General features: G+C 73.4%; 13 protein-coding genes. 5 read left to right on the forward strand and 8 right to left on the reverse strand.

Annotation, left to right across the window (positions count from 1 at the left end; all coding sequences use genetic code 11):
* Positions 1 to 41: 41 nt before the first annotated feature.
* From ACK8HX_RS05620 to ACK8HX_RS05630, 3 genes are all read right to left on the reverse strand, one after another.
* Positions 42 to 1,406: an MATE family efflux transporter gene (locus ACK8HX_RS05620; RefSeq protein WP_411939676.1), complete on the reverse strand. Its 1,365-nt coding sequence runs from the start codon at positions 1,404 to 1,406 to the stop codon at positions 42 to 44.
* A 210-nt stretch (positions 1,407 to 1,616) separates the two neighbouring features.
* Positions 1,617 to 2,342 (reverse strand): DNA alkylation repair protein, encoded by a 726-nt coding sequence (locus ACK8HX_RS05625; RefSeq protein WP_411939677.1) that lies wholly within the window; start codon positions 2,340 to 2,342, stop codon positions 1,617 to 1,619.
* 19 nt (positions 2,343 to 2,361) lie between these two features.
* Positions 2,362 to 3,588: an acetyl-CoA hydrolase/transferase family protein gene (locus tag ACK8HX_RS05630; protein ID WP_411939678.1), complete on the reverse strand. Its 1,227-nt coding sequence runs from the start codon at positions 3,586 to 3,588 to the stop codon at positions 2,362 to 2,364.
* Between the two features lie 103 nt (positions 3,589 to 3,691).
* On the opposite strand from ACK8HX_RS05630, the gene ACK8HX_RS05635 reads away from it, so the two are divergent.
* The 3 genes from ACK8HX_RS05635 to ACK8HX_RS05645 all read left to right on the forward strand — a co-directional run bounded on the left by ACK8HX_RS05635 (position 3,692) and on the right by ACK8HX_RS05645 (position 7,593).
* Positions 3,692 to 3,967 (forward strand): DUF2277 domain-containing protein, encoded by a 276-nt coding sequence (locus tag ACK8HX_RS05635; protein ID WP_411939679.1) that lies wholly within the window; start codon positions 3,692 to 3,694, stop codon positions 3,965 to 3,967.
* Positions 3,968 to 4,388: 421 nt separating this feature from the next.
* Positions 4,389 to 5,762, forward strand: a complete 1,374-nt coding sequence (dnaB, locus tag ACK8HX_RS05640; RefSeq protein ID WP_411939680.1) for a replicative DNA helicase — start codon at positions 4,389 to 4,391, stop codon at positions 5,760 to 5,762.
* 361 nt (positions 5,763 to 6,123) lie between these two features.
* Positions 6,124 to 7,593 (forward strand): glycoside hydrolase family 16 protein, encoded by a 1,470-nt coding sequence (locus ACK8HX_RS05645; RefSeq protein ID WP_411939681.1) that lies wholly within the window; start codon positions 6,124 to 6,126, stop codon positions 7,591 to 7,593.
* A 39-nt stretch (positions 7,594 to 7,632) separates the two neighbouring features.
* Here ACK8HX_RS05645 and ACK8HX_RS05650 read toward each other — a convergent pair whose 3' ends face one another.
* The 3 genes from ACK8HX_RS05650 to ACK8HX_RS05660 all read right to left on the reverse strand — a co-directional run bounded on the left by ACK8HX_RS05650 (position 7,633) and on the right by ACK8HX_RS05660 (position 11,584).
* On the reverse strand, positions 7,633 to 8,133 hold the full coding sequence (locus ACK8HX_RS05650) for a dsRBD fold-containing protein (protein ID WP_411939682.1): 501 nt from the start codon (positions 8,131 to 8,133) through the stop codon (positions 7,633 to 7,635).
* A gap of 191 nt (positions 8,134 to 8,324) precedes the next feature.
* A complete protein-coding gene (locus tag ACK8HX_RS05655) occupies positions 8,325 to 9,785 on the reverse strand; it encodes a S8 family peptidase (protein WP_411939683.1) in 1,461 nt (486 codons plus the stop codon).
* 257 nt (positions 9,786 to 10,042) lie between these two features.
* Entirely contained in the window at positions 10,043 to 11,584 is a 1,542-nt protein-coding gene (locus ACK8HX_RS05660; protein ID WP_411939684.1) for a fused MFS/spermidine synthase, read from the reverse strand.
* A 195-nt stretch (positions 11,585 to 11,779) separates the two neighbouring features.
* Here ACK8HX_RS05660 and ACK8HX_RS05665 point away from each other — a divergent pair, with 195 nt between their 5' ends.
* The gene (locus tag ACK8HX_RS05665; RefSeq protein WP_411939685.1) at positions 11,780 to 12,994 is read left to right on the forward strand and encodes a sterol desaturase family protein; all 1,215 of its coding nucleotides are present in this window, start codon (positions 11,780 to 11,782) and stop codon (positions 12,992 to 12,994) included.
* Positions 12,995 to 13,106: 112 nt separating this feature from the next.
* Positions 13,107 to 14,300 (forward strand): glutamate--cysteine ligase, encoded by a 1,194-nt coding sequence (locus ACK8HX_RS05670; protein WP_411939686.1) that lies wholly within the window; start codon positions 13,107 to 13,109, stop codon positions 14,298 to 14,300.
* Here the strand turns inward: ACK8HX_RS05670 and ACK8HX_RS05675 are convergent.
* Together ACK8HX_RS05675 and ACK8HX_RS05680 are read right to left on the reverse strand one after the other, a co-directional pair.
* Positions 14,216 to 15,748 carry a peptide ligase PGM1-related protein gene (locus ACK8HX_RS05675; RefSeq protein WP_411939687.1) on the reverse strand — a complete coding sequence of 511 codons (1,533 nt, stop codon included), beginning with the start codon at positions 15,746 to 15,748 and terminating at the stop codon, positions 14,216 to 14,218. The two genes, ACK8HX_RS05670 and ACK8HX_RS05675, sit on opposite strands and share 85 nt — an antisense overlap.
* Positions 15,749 to 15,812: 64 nt before the next feature.
* Positions 15,813 to 16,550: a DUF72 domain-containing protein gene (locus ACK8HX_RS05680; protein WP_411939688.1), complete on the reverse strand. Its 738-nt coding sequence runs from the start codon at positions 16,548 to 16,550 to the stop codon at positions 15,813 to 15,815.
* Positions 16,551 to 16,567 lie beyond the last annotated feature (17 nt).

Genomic DNA, 16,567 nt, shown 5'->3' on the forward strand with positions numbered 1-16,567 from the left:
CCCCGCGACCGCACGGTCGCGGGGTCCGGTGCGTCCGGGGCTCAGCGGGTGGCGCCGACGACCATCCAGCGGTCGGTGCGCACCCGGCGCCACATGAGGACGCCGCGCACCGCCATGAACACGGTGAAGGCCGCCCACAGCCACACCACGGCCCCGACCTGGCCGCCGACACCGCCGTCCCCTCCCTCCCCGAGCAGCCGGTCGCCCGCGACGTGGACGGCGAGGACGACCGGCAGGTAGGCGAGGAGGACGACGACCATCGCCCGGGCGAGCCAGGTGCCGTCGCCCGCCCCGATGAGGACGCCGTCGACGACGAAGACGAACCCGGAGAGGGGCTGCCCCAGCGCCACGACGACGAGACCGCCGGCGATGGCGGCCTGCACGGCGGCATCGGGGGTGAACTGCGGCCCGACCCAGGGGCGGACGAGCAGGAGCAGGGCCCCGAGGACGACACCGACGACGAGCCCCCAGCGGAGCATGAGCGAGGTCGCGGCGCGCGTGCTCTCCAGGCGGCCCGCGCCGAGGGCCTTCCCGGTGAGGGCCTGCGCGGCGATGGCGAGCGCGTCGAGCATGAAGGTGAGGAAGGTCCAGATGGTCGCGGTGACCTGGTACGCCGCGAGCGGGACGTCGCCGAGACCGGCCGCGACCCACGTCGTCACGAGGAGGACGGCGCGCAGGGCGAGGGTGCGGACGAGGAGCGGCACCCCGCCGCGGGCGGCCGCGACGACCCGCCCGGGGTGGGCGCGGAGCGCCACGTGGTCGGCCCGGGCGTACCGCACGAGCACGGCGGCGAGCGCGCCACCCATCCCCGTCTGGGCGATGACGGTGCCCCAGGCCGAGCCCGCGATCCCCCAGCCGAGGCCGTGGACGAACCACACGTTGAGGACGACGTTGGCCCCGAACCCGCCGACCGCCGCCACGAGAGGGGTCCGGGTGTCCTGGAGGCCGCGCAGCACACCGGTCGTCGCGAGGACGACGAGCATCGCCGGGATGCCGAGCGCCGAGATCCGCAGGTACGTGACCGCCGCGTCGAGGGCGGCGTCGGAGGCGCCGAAGACCCGGCAGACGGGCTCGGCCGCGGCAGCCACCACGGCCGAGGTGACGGCCCCGAGGCCGACCGCCAGCCAGGTGCCGTCGATCCCCGCACCGATGGCGCCGGACCTCGACCCGGCCCCGAGCTGCCGGGCGACGACCGCCGTCGTGCCGTAGGCGAGGAAGACGAAGACGTTCGCCGCCGTGAGGAGGACCGCGCTCGCGACGCCCAGCCCGGCGAGCGGCGCGACGCCGAGGCGGCCGACGATCGCCGCGTCGGCGAGGAGGAAGAGCGGCTCGGCCACGAGGGCGAGGAAGGCCGGGACGGCCAGGCGCAGCACCTCCCGGTGCTGGCTCCGGCTGGGCGACGTCATCCCGGCACTGTTCCAGACGGCCGGTCCCGGCCGCCGCCCGGGGACGGGTCGCCCTCGACCTCCTTCCCTCCCTGCCCCCCGCCCGGCCCCTTTCTCCCTCGTCCACCGCCCCTACGCCGCGACCTACCGCCTGGTCGGTGTCGTGATCACGACACCGACCAGGCGGTAGGTCGCGAAAGAGGAGGAGTGGCGGCCACGGGGGAGGGGAGGTCAGAGGTGCTTGAGGGCCTCGCGGCGGGACAGGCCGGAGAGGCGGTCGCCCCGCTCGTCCACGTAGCGGCGGACCCAGGCCGGGTCGGTGCGCGCGTGCTGGCGCAGGGCCCACCCGACCGCCTTGCGGACGAAGAACTGCCGCCCGTGGAGCGAGTCCTCGAGGTTGGCGTCGAGGACGTCGGCGAGCAGCCCGGTGTCGGTGGCCTCGCGGTGCCTGAGCTGGGCCAGGATCGCCGAACGCCGTACCCACAGGTGGTCGTCGACCGCCCACGACCGGATGACGGGGTCGACGACGCTCCGGTGCGACAGCAGGATCGGGCCGACCCGGTCGGGGGCGACGGCGTCGACGAGGTCCCACCACGCGCCGGTCTCGACGAGGTACCGGTAGAGGGTGAGGGCCTCGGGGTCCTGCCACGGGCGGGCCAGCCGGTGCCCGGTCACCGCGATGGCCGCGTACCGCTCCTCACGGACCTCGGGGTCGTCCCAGAGGGCGCGGACGGTCGCCTCCCACTGGGCGCGGTCGGCGGGGGCGAGCGAGGGGTCGGTCAGGAGGCCGCGGAGCAGGGCCTTGAGCTCGGGGCTCGTGACGCCGCGGTAGGGCAGGGACGACTTCATGTACGCCTGCTGGGCGAGGGCCCGCCCGGGGTCGCCGACCCCGGCGAGGGCCTCGCGGACGGCCGCGGCCAGGGGTGGGTCGGAGCGACGGGAGGGGTGCGGCGTCATCATCGGATCCCCCTGTCGCTCAGGCGAGCCCGAGGTGGGCGGCCTCCTCCCACAGCTCGTCCCGGACGCGGGGGTGGGCGGCCTCCTCGATGAGGTGTCGCGCCTGGGTGCGCTGGTCGTGGCCGAACAGCTCGGCGACCCCCTGCTCGGTGACGACGGCGCTCTGCTGGAAGCTCGTCACCGGCTCGTCGAGGAGCGGGACGACGGTCGAGACGTCGGCCTTGGGGTGCCAGGACCGCAGCGCGATGAGCGACTGCCCGCCGGGGGAGTGCAGCGCCCCGACGACGAAGTCGGTCTGCCCGCCGAAGCCGGAGTGGATGCGTGCGTCGATCCGTGACGCGTTGGCCTGTCCGAACAGGTCGACCTCGAGCGCGGTGTTGACCGACGTCATCGACCGCTGCTGCGCGATGAGGCCGGGGTCGTTCGTGCGCTCGGTACGCGTCATCCGCACGCGCTCGTTGCCGTCGAGCCAGTCGTAGAGCTCCTGTGAGCCGAAGAGGAAGGACGCGGTGAGGGGGTGGTCCGCGTCGAGCGCACCGAGGCGGTCGAGGGTGAGGACGCCGTCGGAGAACATCTCGGTCCAGATCCGCAGGCCGCGGCGCCCGGTGAGGGCGGCGAGGGTGGCGTCGGGGACGGCGCCGATGCCCATCTGGAGGGTCGCGCCGTCGGGGACGCGCTCGGCGACGCGCCGCCCGATGGCGCGGCTGTCCTCGTCGGGCTCGGTGTCCACGTGCGTCGGCAGGGGCTCGGAGACCTCGACGGCGAGGTCGACGGCCTCGACGGGGACCTGCGCGTCGCCGAACGTGTAGGGCATCGCGTCGTTGACGACCGCGACGACGAGGCCCCCGCGCGCCCGGCACGCCTCGAGCGCCGCCGGGAGGACGTTGACCTCGATGCCGAGGCTGAGCACCCCGTCGCGCGGCGGTGCGCAGTGGACGACGACGACGTCGGGCGTGAGGCGCCGGTGGAGGAGGACGGGCACGAGGGAGAGCCGGCTCGGCACGTAGGACAGCCGGGAGTGGCGGCGCATCCCGGCGCCGACGAAGCACGTCTCGGCCGTGACGCCCTCGCGGTCGGGGATGCCGGGGGGCGCGTTGAGCGCGTGGAGGGTGTAGGTCTCGCGGTGCTCGTCCAGCGCCCGGACGGCCGGCCACGGGACCGCCGAGTTGCCGGAGACGACGACCCGTGGGTCGCCCGGGAGCGCGGCGAGGACCCGGCCCAGCTCGTCGGTGGACACCGTCCTCATGGCCCCATTGTGGCGATGGCGCCCGGCCGGCGCCTGCGAGGCGAGCCTCACCTCCCCGGCGTCGACCGGGCGGACCGTCGGGTCGGCGGCCTACCGTGGAGGCATGTGCCGCAACATCCGCCAGCTCCACAACTTCGACCCCCCCGCCACCGACGACGAGGTGCACGCCGCCGCCCTCCAGTTCGTCCGCAAGGTCAGCGGGTCGACCAAGCCCTCGGCGGCGAACCAGCAGGCCTTCGACGAGGCCGTCGACGAGGTCGCGCACGTCGTCCGCCACCTCCTCGAGCACCTCGTGACGAACGCCCCGCCGAAGGACCGCGAGGTCGAGGCGGCCAAGGCGCGGGCACGCTCCGCGGAGCGGTACGGCCGAGCCGGCTGAGGCCCCTGGGGTCCGCGCCGCGAGGTCTCGTTGCGCCCTGCGCGGCCTCGTCCGGTGGCCGTTCGGCCGAGGGGGTCATGTGGACATCCGACACGCCCGAACTTTCTCACCTCCACATGGCGTGGATGGTGAACGTGCAGGTCGGCCGGGGTGACGTGGGACCGGTCACAGAGGGTTCCACAGGGTTGTCCACCGAGTGTGCACATCGCCGCGCGGCGTTTTCCCCAGCTTGTCCCCACGCTGTGCACAGCCGTTCGGCCGATGTTGGCGGGCAGGGTTGGTGTGGGTCCCGGTCGTGCGCCTACGGTGGCCGGGCGCGTGGGTGTGTCGGTGCCGACTGGGAGGGTTGCTCCCGGGTCCGAGGGCCCGGCGCACCACAGGTCGACGACCCGGCGCGAGCCGGACGTAAGGGGTAGAGCAGGTGTCCATCGCGGAGCTGAGCACCGGGTACGGCGGTGTGCCCGACGGCCCGCCGGACGAGCGCGTCCCGCCCCAGGACCTCCACGCCGAGCAGTCGGTGCTGGGGTCGATGCTCATCAACAAGGACGCCATCGCCGACTGCCTCGAGGCGGTCAAGGCGCACGACTTCTACCGCCCCGCCCACGAGCTGATCTTCGACGCGGTCCTCGACCTCTTCGGCCGCGGCGAGCCCGCCGACGCCATCACCGTCGGCGACGAGCTCGGCAAGCGCGGCGACCTCACGCGCGTGGGCGGCCAGGCCTACCTCCACCAGCTGATCCAGTCGGTGCCCACCGCCGCGAACGCCGGCTACTACGCCGAGATCGTCCACGAGCGGGCGGTCCTGCGCCGGCTCGTCGAGGCCGGCACCCGCATCGTCCAGATGGGGTACGCCCAGGGCGAGGGCGACGTCGACGACATCGTCAACCGCGCCCAGGCCGAGGTCTACTCGGTCGCCGAGAAGCGCGGCGGCGAGGACTACGCGATCCTCGCCGACATCCTCGACGACACCCTCACCGAGATCGAGGCCGCGTCGGGGCGCACCGACGACATGATCGGTGTCCCCACCGGCTTCCTCGAGCTCGACGAGCTGACCCACGGGCTCCACCCCGGCCAGATGATCGTCGTGGCGGCGAGGCCTGCCGTCGGCAAGTCGACCCTGGGCATCGACATCGTCCGGGCGGCCGCCATCAAGCACAAGATGGCCGCCGCGGTGTTCTCCCTCGAGATGTCGCGCACCGAGATCACCATGCGCATCCTCTCGGCCGAGGCCACCATCCAGCTCCAGGACCTGCGCAAGGGCCTGAAGAGCCAGGACCAGTGGAACAAGCTGGCGCGCATCATGGGCAAGATCTCCGACAGCCCGCTGTTCATCGACGACAGCCCGAACATGTCGCTCATGGAGATCCGGGCCAAGGCGCGCCGGCTCAAGCAGCAGCACAACCTCAAGCTCATCGTCATCGACTACCTCCAGCTGATGACGTCCGGCAAGAAGGTCGAGTCCCGCCAGCAGGAGGTCGCCGAGTTCTCGCGCGCGCTCAAGCTGCTCGCCAAGGAGCTCGAGGTGCCGGTCATCGCGATCAGCCAGCTCAACCGTGGCCCCGAGCAGCGCACGGACAAGCGCCCGCAGATGTCGGACCTGCGCGAGTCGGGCTCGATCGAGCAGGACGCCGACGTCGTCATCCTCCTGCACCGCGACAGGTCCGACCCCGAGCGCGACGGCGAGGCCGACGTCATCGTCGCCAAGCACCGCAACGGGCCGACCAAGGACATCGTGCTCGCCTTCCAGGGGCACTACTCCCGCTTCAACAACATGGCCAGAGACGGAGGCTTCTGACCTCCCCCCGATCCCGGCGGCAGCGTGGGTGCACCAAGTGACCGCACGAGGAGGCGACCGCCCGGCGACCCCCGTCCGCCGGGCGGTCGCTGCGTGCCGAAGGCCCTGACGGACCCGATCCATGCCTTGTCATCGCCCCTGGGGAGCGGCGGCGCGGTTCCGGTTGCCGAACGGCGCGTTGTCAGTAGGCTCGGCGCACTCGACGGCGTCGGGTACTCGGGGAGAACCATTCATTCGGAGGGGAAAAGTGAATCGAAGCATCGTCGGACTTGCCGTCCTCGCGTGCCTTGCGGGGGGCGCGAGTCCAGCCGTTTCGCAGGCGGCGCCCCTCGCTCGCGTCGTGCCGTCCGTGCAGACGGCAGTGGTATCGCAAGCCACGCTGCCACCGGTCGGCGACCCGTCCTGGACCAAGGTGTTCGAGGACGGGTTCAACCTCGCGCACGAGGTGGGGACCGACCCGAACGACGGGATGAGCGTCTACACGGTCGGCGGTGCACCGGTGTGGAAGAACCTCGGCTACAAGCCGATCGCCGACGGCACGTGGAAGCCACGGCCGATGAACGAGTGCGCCACCATCGACACCGCCGCCGGCATCCTCACCCTGAAGCCGTTCCCGAACGAGGATCCGGCCGATGCCTCGAAGACTCTGTGGCGCTGCCGGATCACCTCGACGGCGCAGTTCGGGTCCGGCACCTACATCTTCGCCGCGCGGATCAAGGTCCACACCTCTCAGGGGCATCTCAGCTCGTTCTGGCTGAACACCGCCCCGGGGGCCGGGGCCACCAACGAGATCGACGTCATCGAGAACTCGGGGCAGAAGTCCCTCGCCAACGGCTGCAAGGCGACCACGTCGATGCCCACGAACCACGGCACCGTCGACGGCCCGTACTACGGCCTCAACCACACGTACTACTCGTCGTACACGCCGAAGACCGGCTACAAGCACTGCCTGTCGCAGTCGGCGACGAACCCCCTGATGGACAACCAGTTCCACACGTTCCACGCCGAGTGGGCACCGGGTCAGCACATCAAGTTCTACACGGACGGCGTGCTGTCGGCGACGTACGGTCCGCAGTACGCGAAGGACACCCCGCTCAACGCCATCCTCACGAACATCGACAAGCAGACCGCGGGAAACCCGGCGCAGGACTTCCAGGTGAACTGGGTGAAGGTGTGGAAGAAGAACCCGCCGCCCCCGCCGCCTGCCGTGTGCGACAACGACTGTTGGCGGGCCCAGCTCGGTACGCAGGGCTACACCTACATCCAGAACTCGAACATGAGTGACCCGCGGCTGGTGCGGATCATCTTCGACCGCAAGTTCTACGCGGCCGCCTACCCCGACGTCCGGTCGTGGGCCGAGGGCAAGGTCGCGACCCAGGGCGGCAACTTCTACGACCACGTCCAGTGGCACTGGTTGAACTATGGGATTCCTTGGGGGAGAGCGGGGTCGGCGACCTTCGACCCGATCTACTACATGAATGTCCAGCCGGATGTCTCGGCCGCCTACGGCTGGAACAACTACGCCGGGGCGATCAACCACTTCGTCTCGTACGGCCGTTTCGAGGGCCGGCGCGCGTCGACCTTCTTCGAGCCGAACTACTACCGCGCTCGCTACGGCGACCTCGCGGGTTGGGCCAACTGGGCTGTCCTCGACCATTTCACGGTCAACGGCATGAGTGAGGGCCGCCAGGGGTCGGCGGAGTTCGGGCCCGCCTACTACATGGGGACCTACGCGGACCTACGCGCGGCGTACGGCAGCAACAACTACCGCGCGGGCATGAGCCACTGGTACTCCAACGGTCGTGCGGAGGGTCGCGTCGCGGTTCCCTGACCGCTGGTGACCGACGTGCGCGTCCTCTGGCGACTGTGGTCAGAGGGCGCGCACGAGGACGTCCTGCTCGCCCGTGCTCGCCTCGATGTCCCGTTCCGCCGTGGCCATCAGCTGGTCGGCGAGATGACGCAGCGCCCGGGCGACGGCGACCTCGTCGCCGATGCGGGAGTCGGCCGCGTCCTCGGGGCCGCGATGGCTCGTGCCTCGGGCGGTGAGGGCGTCGGGGTCGTCGGCGAGCAGCGCGACGGTCGCGGTCGTGTCGTCGCCGCGCTCGAAGATCGTCACCCGGACGGTCCACTCGCGCAGCACCCCCGAGGCCGTCGGGGTGGCCTCGGGGACCGTCTCCGGCTGCGCCCCGGCGTCGAGGACGCGCAGGACCGACCCGGGCCCGGGGAACAGGGTGGAGGTGTGCCCGTCATCCCACCGGACGGTGTACGGCGGCCCGCCGTCGGCGCCGCAGCCGAGGACCTCACCGGCCCGGGTCGGGTTGTCGACGTGCTCACCGGCCAGGATGATGCGGTCTCCGCGGTCGGCCCTCATGGCGTCCTCCTGGGTTCCTCGTCACCGGGGGAGGGGGGTGCCGCAGGTGGTGACGACGGCCCTCGGCACCTGCCTCCATCGTGCTCCGTCGCGCGGCCCCCGTCGAGGGGGGCCGCACCACGGACCGCCCGGTCGGTTGCAGGGTTCCCGACCGGGCGGCCGCGCGGCGCAGCGGGTGGTGAGCTGCGACGTCAGCGCACGGCGCCGGCCGCGGCCACGACGTCGACGAGGCCGTGGCCCTTGTCGAACGAGGTCGTGCCGAGGCTGCCGCTCTCGTACGGGGCGCCGTCGGTGTACTTGTAGGCCGTCGTCTTCAGCGCGGTCTCGACCTGCGCCGGGGTGGCCGACGGGTTCGCCTGGAACAGCTGGGCGACGATGCCCGCGATGTGCGGCGCGGCCATCGAGGTCCCGCTGATGGTGTTGAAGGTGCCGATGTCGAGCGGGCCGGGGCCGTTGCGCGGGTCGAGCCCGGTCGAGCAGATCGCCAGGTAGAGGCGGCAGGACGACGTGATGTTCTCGCCGGGCGCCGAGATGTCCGGGTAGGTCGACTGGTCGCCCCGCTTGCCGCGCGAGCTGTAGTCGGAGACGGTGCCGTTGCGCGTGCCGGTGTCCCGGTCGAAGTAGGACGCGACCGAGAGGATGCCACCGGTCGGGTCCATGCCGGGCGGGTTCGACAGGCTCTCGGAGCCGTCGCCGCCGTCGTTGCCGTTCGCCCACACCGAGACGACGCCGGCCTTGACGAGCTCGCGCTGGAGCTTGACGGTCGCCGACTTCGGGTCGAACGAGCCGCCACCGGACGGGCCGTACGAGTTGTTCGTGACCTTGATCGGCGGGCAGGTGCTCGCCGGGACCCCGGAGCCACAGGGGGCGGCGTGGTTCTCGAGCACCCAGTTGAGGGCGGCGTCGGCGCCGATGATGAACAGGCCACCGCCGGTCGAGAGGGAGACGAGCTTCGCCCCCGGGGCGGCGCCCTGGAGCTTCCCGCCGTCGGTGAGGGTCGTCGGGTTGCCCGCGACGATGCCGTTGACGTGCGTGCCGTGGCCGCCGGCCGACAGGGTGTCGGTGTCGACGTTCCCCGGCACCCTCTGCACCGTGCAGACGCCCTCGGTCAGTGGCTCGCAGACGGTCTTGAGGTTGGCGACGACCGTGCTGGAGCCGTCGGCCTCCTTGAAGTACGGGTGGGTCGGGTCGACGCCGGAGTCGATGACGGCGACGCTGACGCCGCTGCCGTCGAGGGGCAGGCCGTTGGCGCCGGTCAGCGTGCGCGAGGCCTCGAGGCCGCGGGTGGCGATGTTCGAGGTCTCCTGGAACAGCTCGACCGGCTGGTTGCCCTCGACGTAGGTGACGCCCGGCTTGCTGCGGACGGCCTGGATCTGCGCGGCGGTGCCGACCGCGCCGACGACGCCGATGCGGTCGAAGGAGAACGCCTTGGTCAGGCCGGCAGCGGTCACGGCGTCGCGCGCGGCGGCGAGCGAGGTGCCGTGGACCATGACGACGGCGCGCTCGCTGCCGGACAGGTCACCGAGGGTGTCGGCGAGGAAGCCCGAGACGGGGGCGCGGTCCTCCTGTGCGCTCGCCGCGGGGGTGGCGGCGAGGCCGACGAGGGCGGCCAGGGCGACGGCTCCGAGAGCGGTCGTTGATGTGCTTCTCACGGGGAATCGTTCCTCCAGCCCCGTCGCATGGCGGGCGGTGGCGGCCCTGTCGGTCGGGCCCCGGGGCGTCATGGACACGTGACCGTAGGTCGGCAGAGACGGGGCGCGGGGGTTTCGGGACGTCCGGGCGCCCCGGTCTGGACGAACTTTTACCTCCGCCTTGACCCGCGCTTACCCGCGAGTAACCGATGGGGCGGCCGGGACCGCCGGGGCGGCCGGGGCTGGTGGGCCGCCGGCGCAGCCGTGGGCAGGAGCGGTCAGGCGGTGATGCGGTACGGGGTGAGCAGCTGGTCGACGGGGGCGTGGTCGTCGGTGAGGACCTGCGCGGCGCCGACCCACGAGTCGAGCGCCTCGCCCTCGAGGACGCGCCAGTCCGTGCCGCGCGCGGTGACCGCGCGCTGCCACGCGGCCGCGTCGAGCGGGGCGTCCGACGCGAGCACGACGAGGTTGCCGCCGCCGCGCCCCTCGGCGACGTCCGGTGTCGTCGCGAGCACGACGTGGTCGAAGACCGTGCGCAGGGTGGCCACCTCGGCGCGCGCGAACGCGTGCGGGGCGTTGTCGATGAGGTTCGCGGCGTACACCCCCTCCGGGCGCAGCACCCGGCGCACCTCGGTCAGAGACTCGCGCGTCGTCAGGTGCCACGGGACGCTGACCCCGCCGAAGGCGTCGCCGACGACGAGGTCGCGCGTGCCGGCGTCCTCCGCCACGAGCCCGAGGCGGGCGTCCTCGACCCGGACGACGAGATCGGGGCCGGTGCGCAGACCGAGGTGCTCCTCGTCGATGGCGACGACGCCGGCGTCGATCTCCGAGACGGTGCTCGTCGTGCCCGGCCGGGTCGCCGCGAGCCAGCGCGGGAGGGTCAGGCCGCCCCCGCCCAGGTGGTGCGCGACGAGCGGGGCGCCCGCCGGCCAGCGGCTCTCGGTCGCCGCGGCGAGCGCCCGGACGTAGTCGAACTCGAGGTGCGTCGGGTCGGCGAGGTCGACGTAGGAGTGGCGCAGGTTGTCGAGGACGAGCGTGCGCCCGCTCGCCCGGCCGGGGTCGACCTCGACGCGGGCGCAGTGGTACTGGGTCTCGGCGTCGCACCCGCTCGGGAGCACCCCGGCAGCAACGCCCCCGACGAGGACGACCCCCGCCACCGCGGCGGCCGCACCGCGCCGGGCGACCACCTCCACGGCCAGGCCCGCCACGACGAGGCCGATGCCGAGGCCGACCATGATCCACGTGACCGGGACCCGTGAGACGAGGACGAACCCGGTGAGCACCGTGCCGGTGATCGCCCCGACCGTCCCGATGCCCGACAGGGAGCCGACGACCGCGCCGGTGCGGGCGAGCGAGCGCAGCCGCAGCTTGGTGACGATGGGCGTGACCGCCGAGAGCAACCAGCCGGGGACGATGATGGTCGCGGCGGCGGCGAGCAGGAGGAAGGCGCCTCCGGCGAACGACGCCGACCCCCGGACGAGGAAGGGGGTCGCTGCGACGACGACCCCGGACGCCGACAGGAGCAGGCCGAGGAGGGCGCGCCCGTCGCGGTCGTCGGCCCACCGCCCCCCGACCCACGAGCCGCCGGCGATCGCCGCCAGCGCCAGGCCGATGACGAGCGTGCTCGTCTCGAGGGTGAGGCCGAGGTAGGGCGCGAGGAGGCGCAGCGCCACGATCTCGACGACGAGCACCGCCGCGGAGGACCCGAAGACGAGGGCGACGGCCTGCCGCTGCCCCATCCCGCCCGCTCCGGCGTCGGCCCCGCCGTCGATCCCGTCGTCGGGCGCGTCGCCCGCCGGTGCCGTGCCGTCCGTGCCCACGCCTCGTCCTCCGTCGTCGCCCGATCTGCGAGCACGCTACGACACGGCGGTGGTCGGCGACCGGGGCGACCGTGGAGACCGCCCGCGACCGTCGCCGTGCGTCGTCGGTGGGCGGTGCGTCACAGTGGCTCGACCCGCGCCCTACCGGTGGGTAACGTGCCGTAGCATCCCCGCCCCGACGGAAAGGCCCGACCCGTGCGCCGACCCGACCTCACGGTCCTCGCGATCCCCGCCTACGTCGGTGCGATGACGGCCGAGTACGTCTGGGAGCGACGCAACCCGGCGCCTCCGGGGACCGTGCGAGCCGGTGACTACGAGCTCGCCGACACCGTCGCCAGCCTGGCGATGGGCGTCGGCAGCCTCGCCGCTCCGTTCGTCACGAAGAGGCTGCTCGACCCCGTGACCCCGGGGGTGGGGCGCTGGGGCAAGGCGCTCATGACGACGGCGGTCCTCGCCACCGCCGCGACGACGGTCGCCGACGTCGTCCGCCGGCGCCGGGCCGAGGGGGGCCTGCCGCCTGCGGGGACCCTGCCCGAGGGTCACCCGGCCCTCGAGGTCGCCTCCCGGCGCGGCGACCGGCCGGTCCTCTCCACCGGGTCCGCCCTCCGCACGGACCGGAACCGGGGCCGGCGTCCGCTGGCTGCGCGCGTCACCGGGGCGACGGCGGCGGCCGCCGTCGCCTCGACCGCCCTCACCGTGGCGACGACCTGGGCCGCGCAGACGAGCGCCACGCGCCTCTACGCGACGAACCGCCGCGACCTCGGCACCGGGTGGGTGGCGAACACCGTGGCCGTCGTGGGGTGGGACGCCATCTACTACTGGAACCACCGGCTCAACCACGAGAGCCGCTGGCTGTGGGCGATGCACGTCGTCCACCACAGCAGCGAGCGCTACAACCTCTCGACGGCGCTGCGCCAGCCCGTCGCCGAGGGGCTGACGATGACGGTCCCGTACGGCCTGCTCGCACTGGCCGGGGTGCGGCCGAGCGTCATCGAGAACGCCCGGGCCCTCAACCTCATCTACCAGTTCTGGATCCACACCGAGGCGATCCGCTCGATCGGCCGGCTCGAGAGGGTCCTCAACACCCCGTCCCACCACCGGGTCCACCACGGCTCGAACTCGCGCTACCTCGACCGCAACCACGGCTCGATCCTCATCGTCTGGGACAGGCTGTTCGGGACCTTCGAGGCCGAGGGCGAGCCGGTCGTCTACGGCCTGACGACGAACATCGACAGCTTCGGCTGGTGGCGCATCGCGAGCCACGAGTGGCGCGACATGCTCCGCGACATCGCCGGCGCCGACACGTGGCGCGACCGCTGGGGCTTCCTGCTGCGCGGGCCGGGCTGGGCCGCCGACCGGCGGGCCGAGCTCACCGGCCGCCCGGACGACACCGAGCTGGTCGCCGCCTGACGACTGCGGGGCCGCCCCGCCCCGCGGTGAGTGCGGACATGGCTGCCCCAGCCACCGTCGTCCGCACTCGAGGCCGGGTGGGGGTGGACCGGGGCGCGGCTACGCTGGCGCCATGACCAGCGTGCCCGACGGGGCCGGGCCCGACGAGATCGCGGCCTTCGTCGAGACGCTGACCTTCCCGCCCTCACCCGAGCGCACGCTCGGCGTGGAGTGGGAGCTCGGCCTCGTCGACCCCACCACCCTCGACCTCGTCCCGCGCGCCAAGGAGCTGCTCGCCCTCGTCGACGACGACGCGGGTGGCGCGCACGCCCGCCAGGCCACGGCGCGCAGCCGGGTCACCAAGGAGCTGCTCACCAATACCGTCGAGCTGACGACCGGCGTGTGCGCGAACGCCGCCCAGGCGCACGCCGACCTCGTCGAGGGGCTCGCCCGCATCCGAGCCGCGGCCGAGGAGGTGGGGGTCGACCTCTACGGCGGCGGGTCGCACCCGTTCGCGAGGTGGGCCGACCAGGAGGTCACCGACGGGCAGCGCTACGCCACCCTCATCGACCGCACCCAGTGGTGGGGCCGGCAGATGGTGATCTTCGGGGTCCACGTCCACGTCGGGGTCCGGTCGGCGGCGAAGGTCTGGCCGCTCATCAACGCCCTCCTCACCTACCACCCGCACCTCACCGCGCTCAGCGCGTCCTCGCCGTACTGGTCGGGCGAGGACACCGGGTACGCGAGCAACCGGACGATGCTCTTCCAGCAGCTGCCGACCGCGGGGCTGCCCTTCCAGTTCGACACCTGGTCGGGGTACCGCGCCTACCTGCGCGACGTCTTCACCACCGGCGTCGTCAGCGACCCGAGCGAGCTCCGCTGGGACATCCGGCCCTCGCTGAGGCTCGGCACGATCGAGGTGCGCACCTGCGACGGGCTCGCCCGCGTCGAGGACGTCGCCGCGGTCGCCGCGCTCATCCACTGCCTCGTCCGGTACCTCGAGGGCCAGCTCGACCACGGCACCCTCCCGCCACCGCTCCCTCCGTGGCACGTGCAGGAGAACAAGTGGCGCGCCGCGAGGTACGGGCTGGACGCCATCATCATCACCGACGTCCAGAGCCGCGAGGTGCTCGTCACCGACGACCTGCGCGAGCTCCTGACCCGGTTGGCGCCGACCGCCCGGAAGCTCGGGTGCGAGGCCGAGCTGGCCGGCATCGAGGCGATGCTCCGGGCCGGGGCGGGCTACCAGCGGATGCGTGACGCGCTCGCGGCCGACCCCGACGGCGACCTGCGCGCCGCGGCCCGGGCCATGCTCGTCCCTCGCTGACCCGCGAGGGCCGACGGTACCGCCGCGTACATCTCGTCCGCCTCCGCCGGCGTGGGGGCGATGGCGGTCACCCCGAACCTCCCGTCCCGCTCCAGCGCCGACAGCATGTGGAGGACGACGCCGGTCCCGGTCCCGTGGTCGAAGGCGAGGCCCGCGCCTGCGACGGCCTCGATGACCCGACCCGGGGGCAGGCCGACCCAGGCAGGGTCCTCGACCGTGTCGCTCGACCGGTAGCACCGCGGTAGGCCGTCGGCGTGCGTGACCCAGCCCCGGCCGGGGTCGTAGACGCCCGGCACGAGGTGGCGCAGGGCGGTGAAGGGGTGCGTCGTCCCGCCCTTGCGGAGATTGAGCTCGAGGCCGTGGACCGACCACGTGCCCCGGCGCCGGACGGCCACGAAGTCGACCGCCACCCTCCCGACCGCGCCGGCCCCTGCGAGGCGGACGCCGACGGCGGCCGCGTGGCGCGCGAGCTCGGGGGCGTAGGCGTCCTCGGCCGGGAAGCGGCACCCGGTGAACACCTGCCCGTTGGGACCGCCGAGGACCTGCTCGTGGGTCGCGAGGACGCGCACCTCGCCCCCGGGGCGGATGTCCACCTGGGCGCTGGGGCTGCTGACCCGGCGACCGCGGAGGAGCTCCTCGACGACCCCGCCCGCGGCCAGGTCGGCCGCGAACCAGTCCGGGACCACACCGAAGGCGTCCGTCCCCAGCCGGGACCTGGGGACGCGGCGCCCGTCCTCGTCCCGGGTGGACACCACCCAGTTGCCGTCCCCCGCACCGCTGTTGTCCTGCTTGAGGACGACCCGGTCCAGGTGTGGACGGATCCGCCGGATCAGCGCCACCGCTGCGGCGGCCTGCTCCCGGTCGTGGACGTCCTCGACGCCGGAGGGGACGGGCACCCCGGCCTCGGTGAAGAGTCGTCGCCCCGCGCTCTTGAACCCCAGGGACCACAGCGCCGGGTGCGTGCCGTTGAGGGGGGCGCCGAGGGCCAGAGCGACCGAGACCTCGTCCTCGGTGACGTTCCACGGCTCGACGAGGGCGGGACGGCCGCCGATGCGCTCGCGGAGCTCGCCGAGCAGGTCGGGCCGGTCCAGCAGCTTGGCCGCGACCCCACGCGGGCTCGCGTCCGGGACCACGAGGCAGGAGATCCGGCGGCGGGCGTCGTCCGGGTCGTCGGGGCTCGCCAGCCGGGAGTAGTAGTCGAGGACGTCGCCGGACGGCGGACCGCTGGTGACGAGGACGACGTGCGCCCCGGGGGTGCGGCCGACCTGGAGGGCCCCGAGCAGGTAGCGGTGCTCCAGCGAGGGCAGACGGGTCGCGTAGTGGGCGAGGAGCGTCTCGCCCATGCTGAACGAGGGCAGCGCGACGACGACGTGCTCGACCGTCGAGCCCGGCGCGTTCGCCTCCAGCACGGCGCGCAGGCCGGCCTGGAGGTGACTGAAGGCGTCCACGGCTGCCAGCGTAGGAAGCCCGGGGGCGCCTTCCCATGGCCCGATGGGGCCATCCCTCGGGTGCTCACCCGGCCCCTGTCGACGACAGGATCTCGCTGAGCCGCAGGGCGTTGGCCGCCGCGAACCCGTGCTCGTCGTTGTTGAAGTAGCCCCGCACGGCGTGCCCCGCGGCCACCCACTCGTGGATGCGGTCGGCCCACCAGTGCAGGTCCGGGTCCGGGTACGAGCCGCGGTAGAGGTGGTCGGGGTCGGGTCCGTGCCAGCGGACGTACACGAGCGGCGCGGTGGCCCGGAGCACGCACGGCAGACCGGCGCCGCTGACGACGACCCACGCCGCCCCGTGCCGCTCGAGAAGCGCGAAGAGGTCTTCGTGCACCCAGGTCGGGTGGCGGGTCTCCACGGCGACCCGGGCGCTCGGCGGCATCGCGGCGAGCGCGCGGCCGAGCAGGGGGACGTCGCGCTCGAGGTCCGGGGGCAGCTGCAGGAGGAGGGGCCCGGCGCGGTCGCCGAGGAGGCGGAGCCCCCGACCGACGATCTCGCCCCACCGGTCCGGGTCGGCCAGTCGGCGGGCGTGCGTCAGGGCGCGGGGCGCCTTGACCGCCATCTCGAAGCCGCGGGGCAGGCGGTCGTGCCAGCCCGCGAACGTCCGGTCGGCCGGCCACCGGTAGAAGCTGGCGTTGAGCTCGACGGTCGGAAGGAGCGAGGCGTAGTGCTCGAGCCAGCGTCGCTGCGGCACACCCGCGTAGACGGGGGAGGCCCAGCTGCGGTAGGTCCAGCCCGAGGTGCCGACGAGGACGTCCACGGGGCTCCACCTACCCG

Source organism: Oryzobacter faecalis (assembly GCF_046764005.1).
Classification (GTDB): Bacteria; Actinomycetota; Actinomycetes; order Actinomycetales; family Dermatophilaceae; genus Oryzobacter; species Oryzobacter faecalis.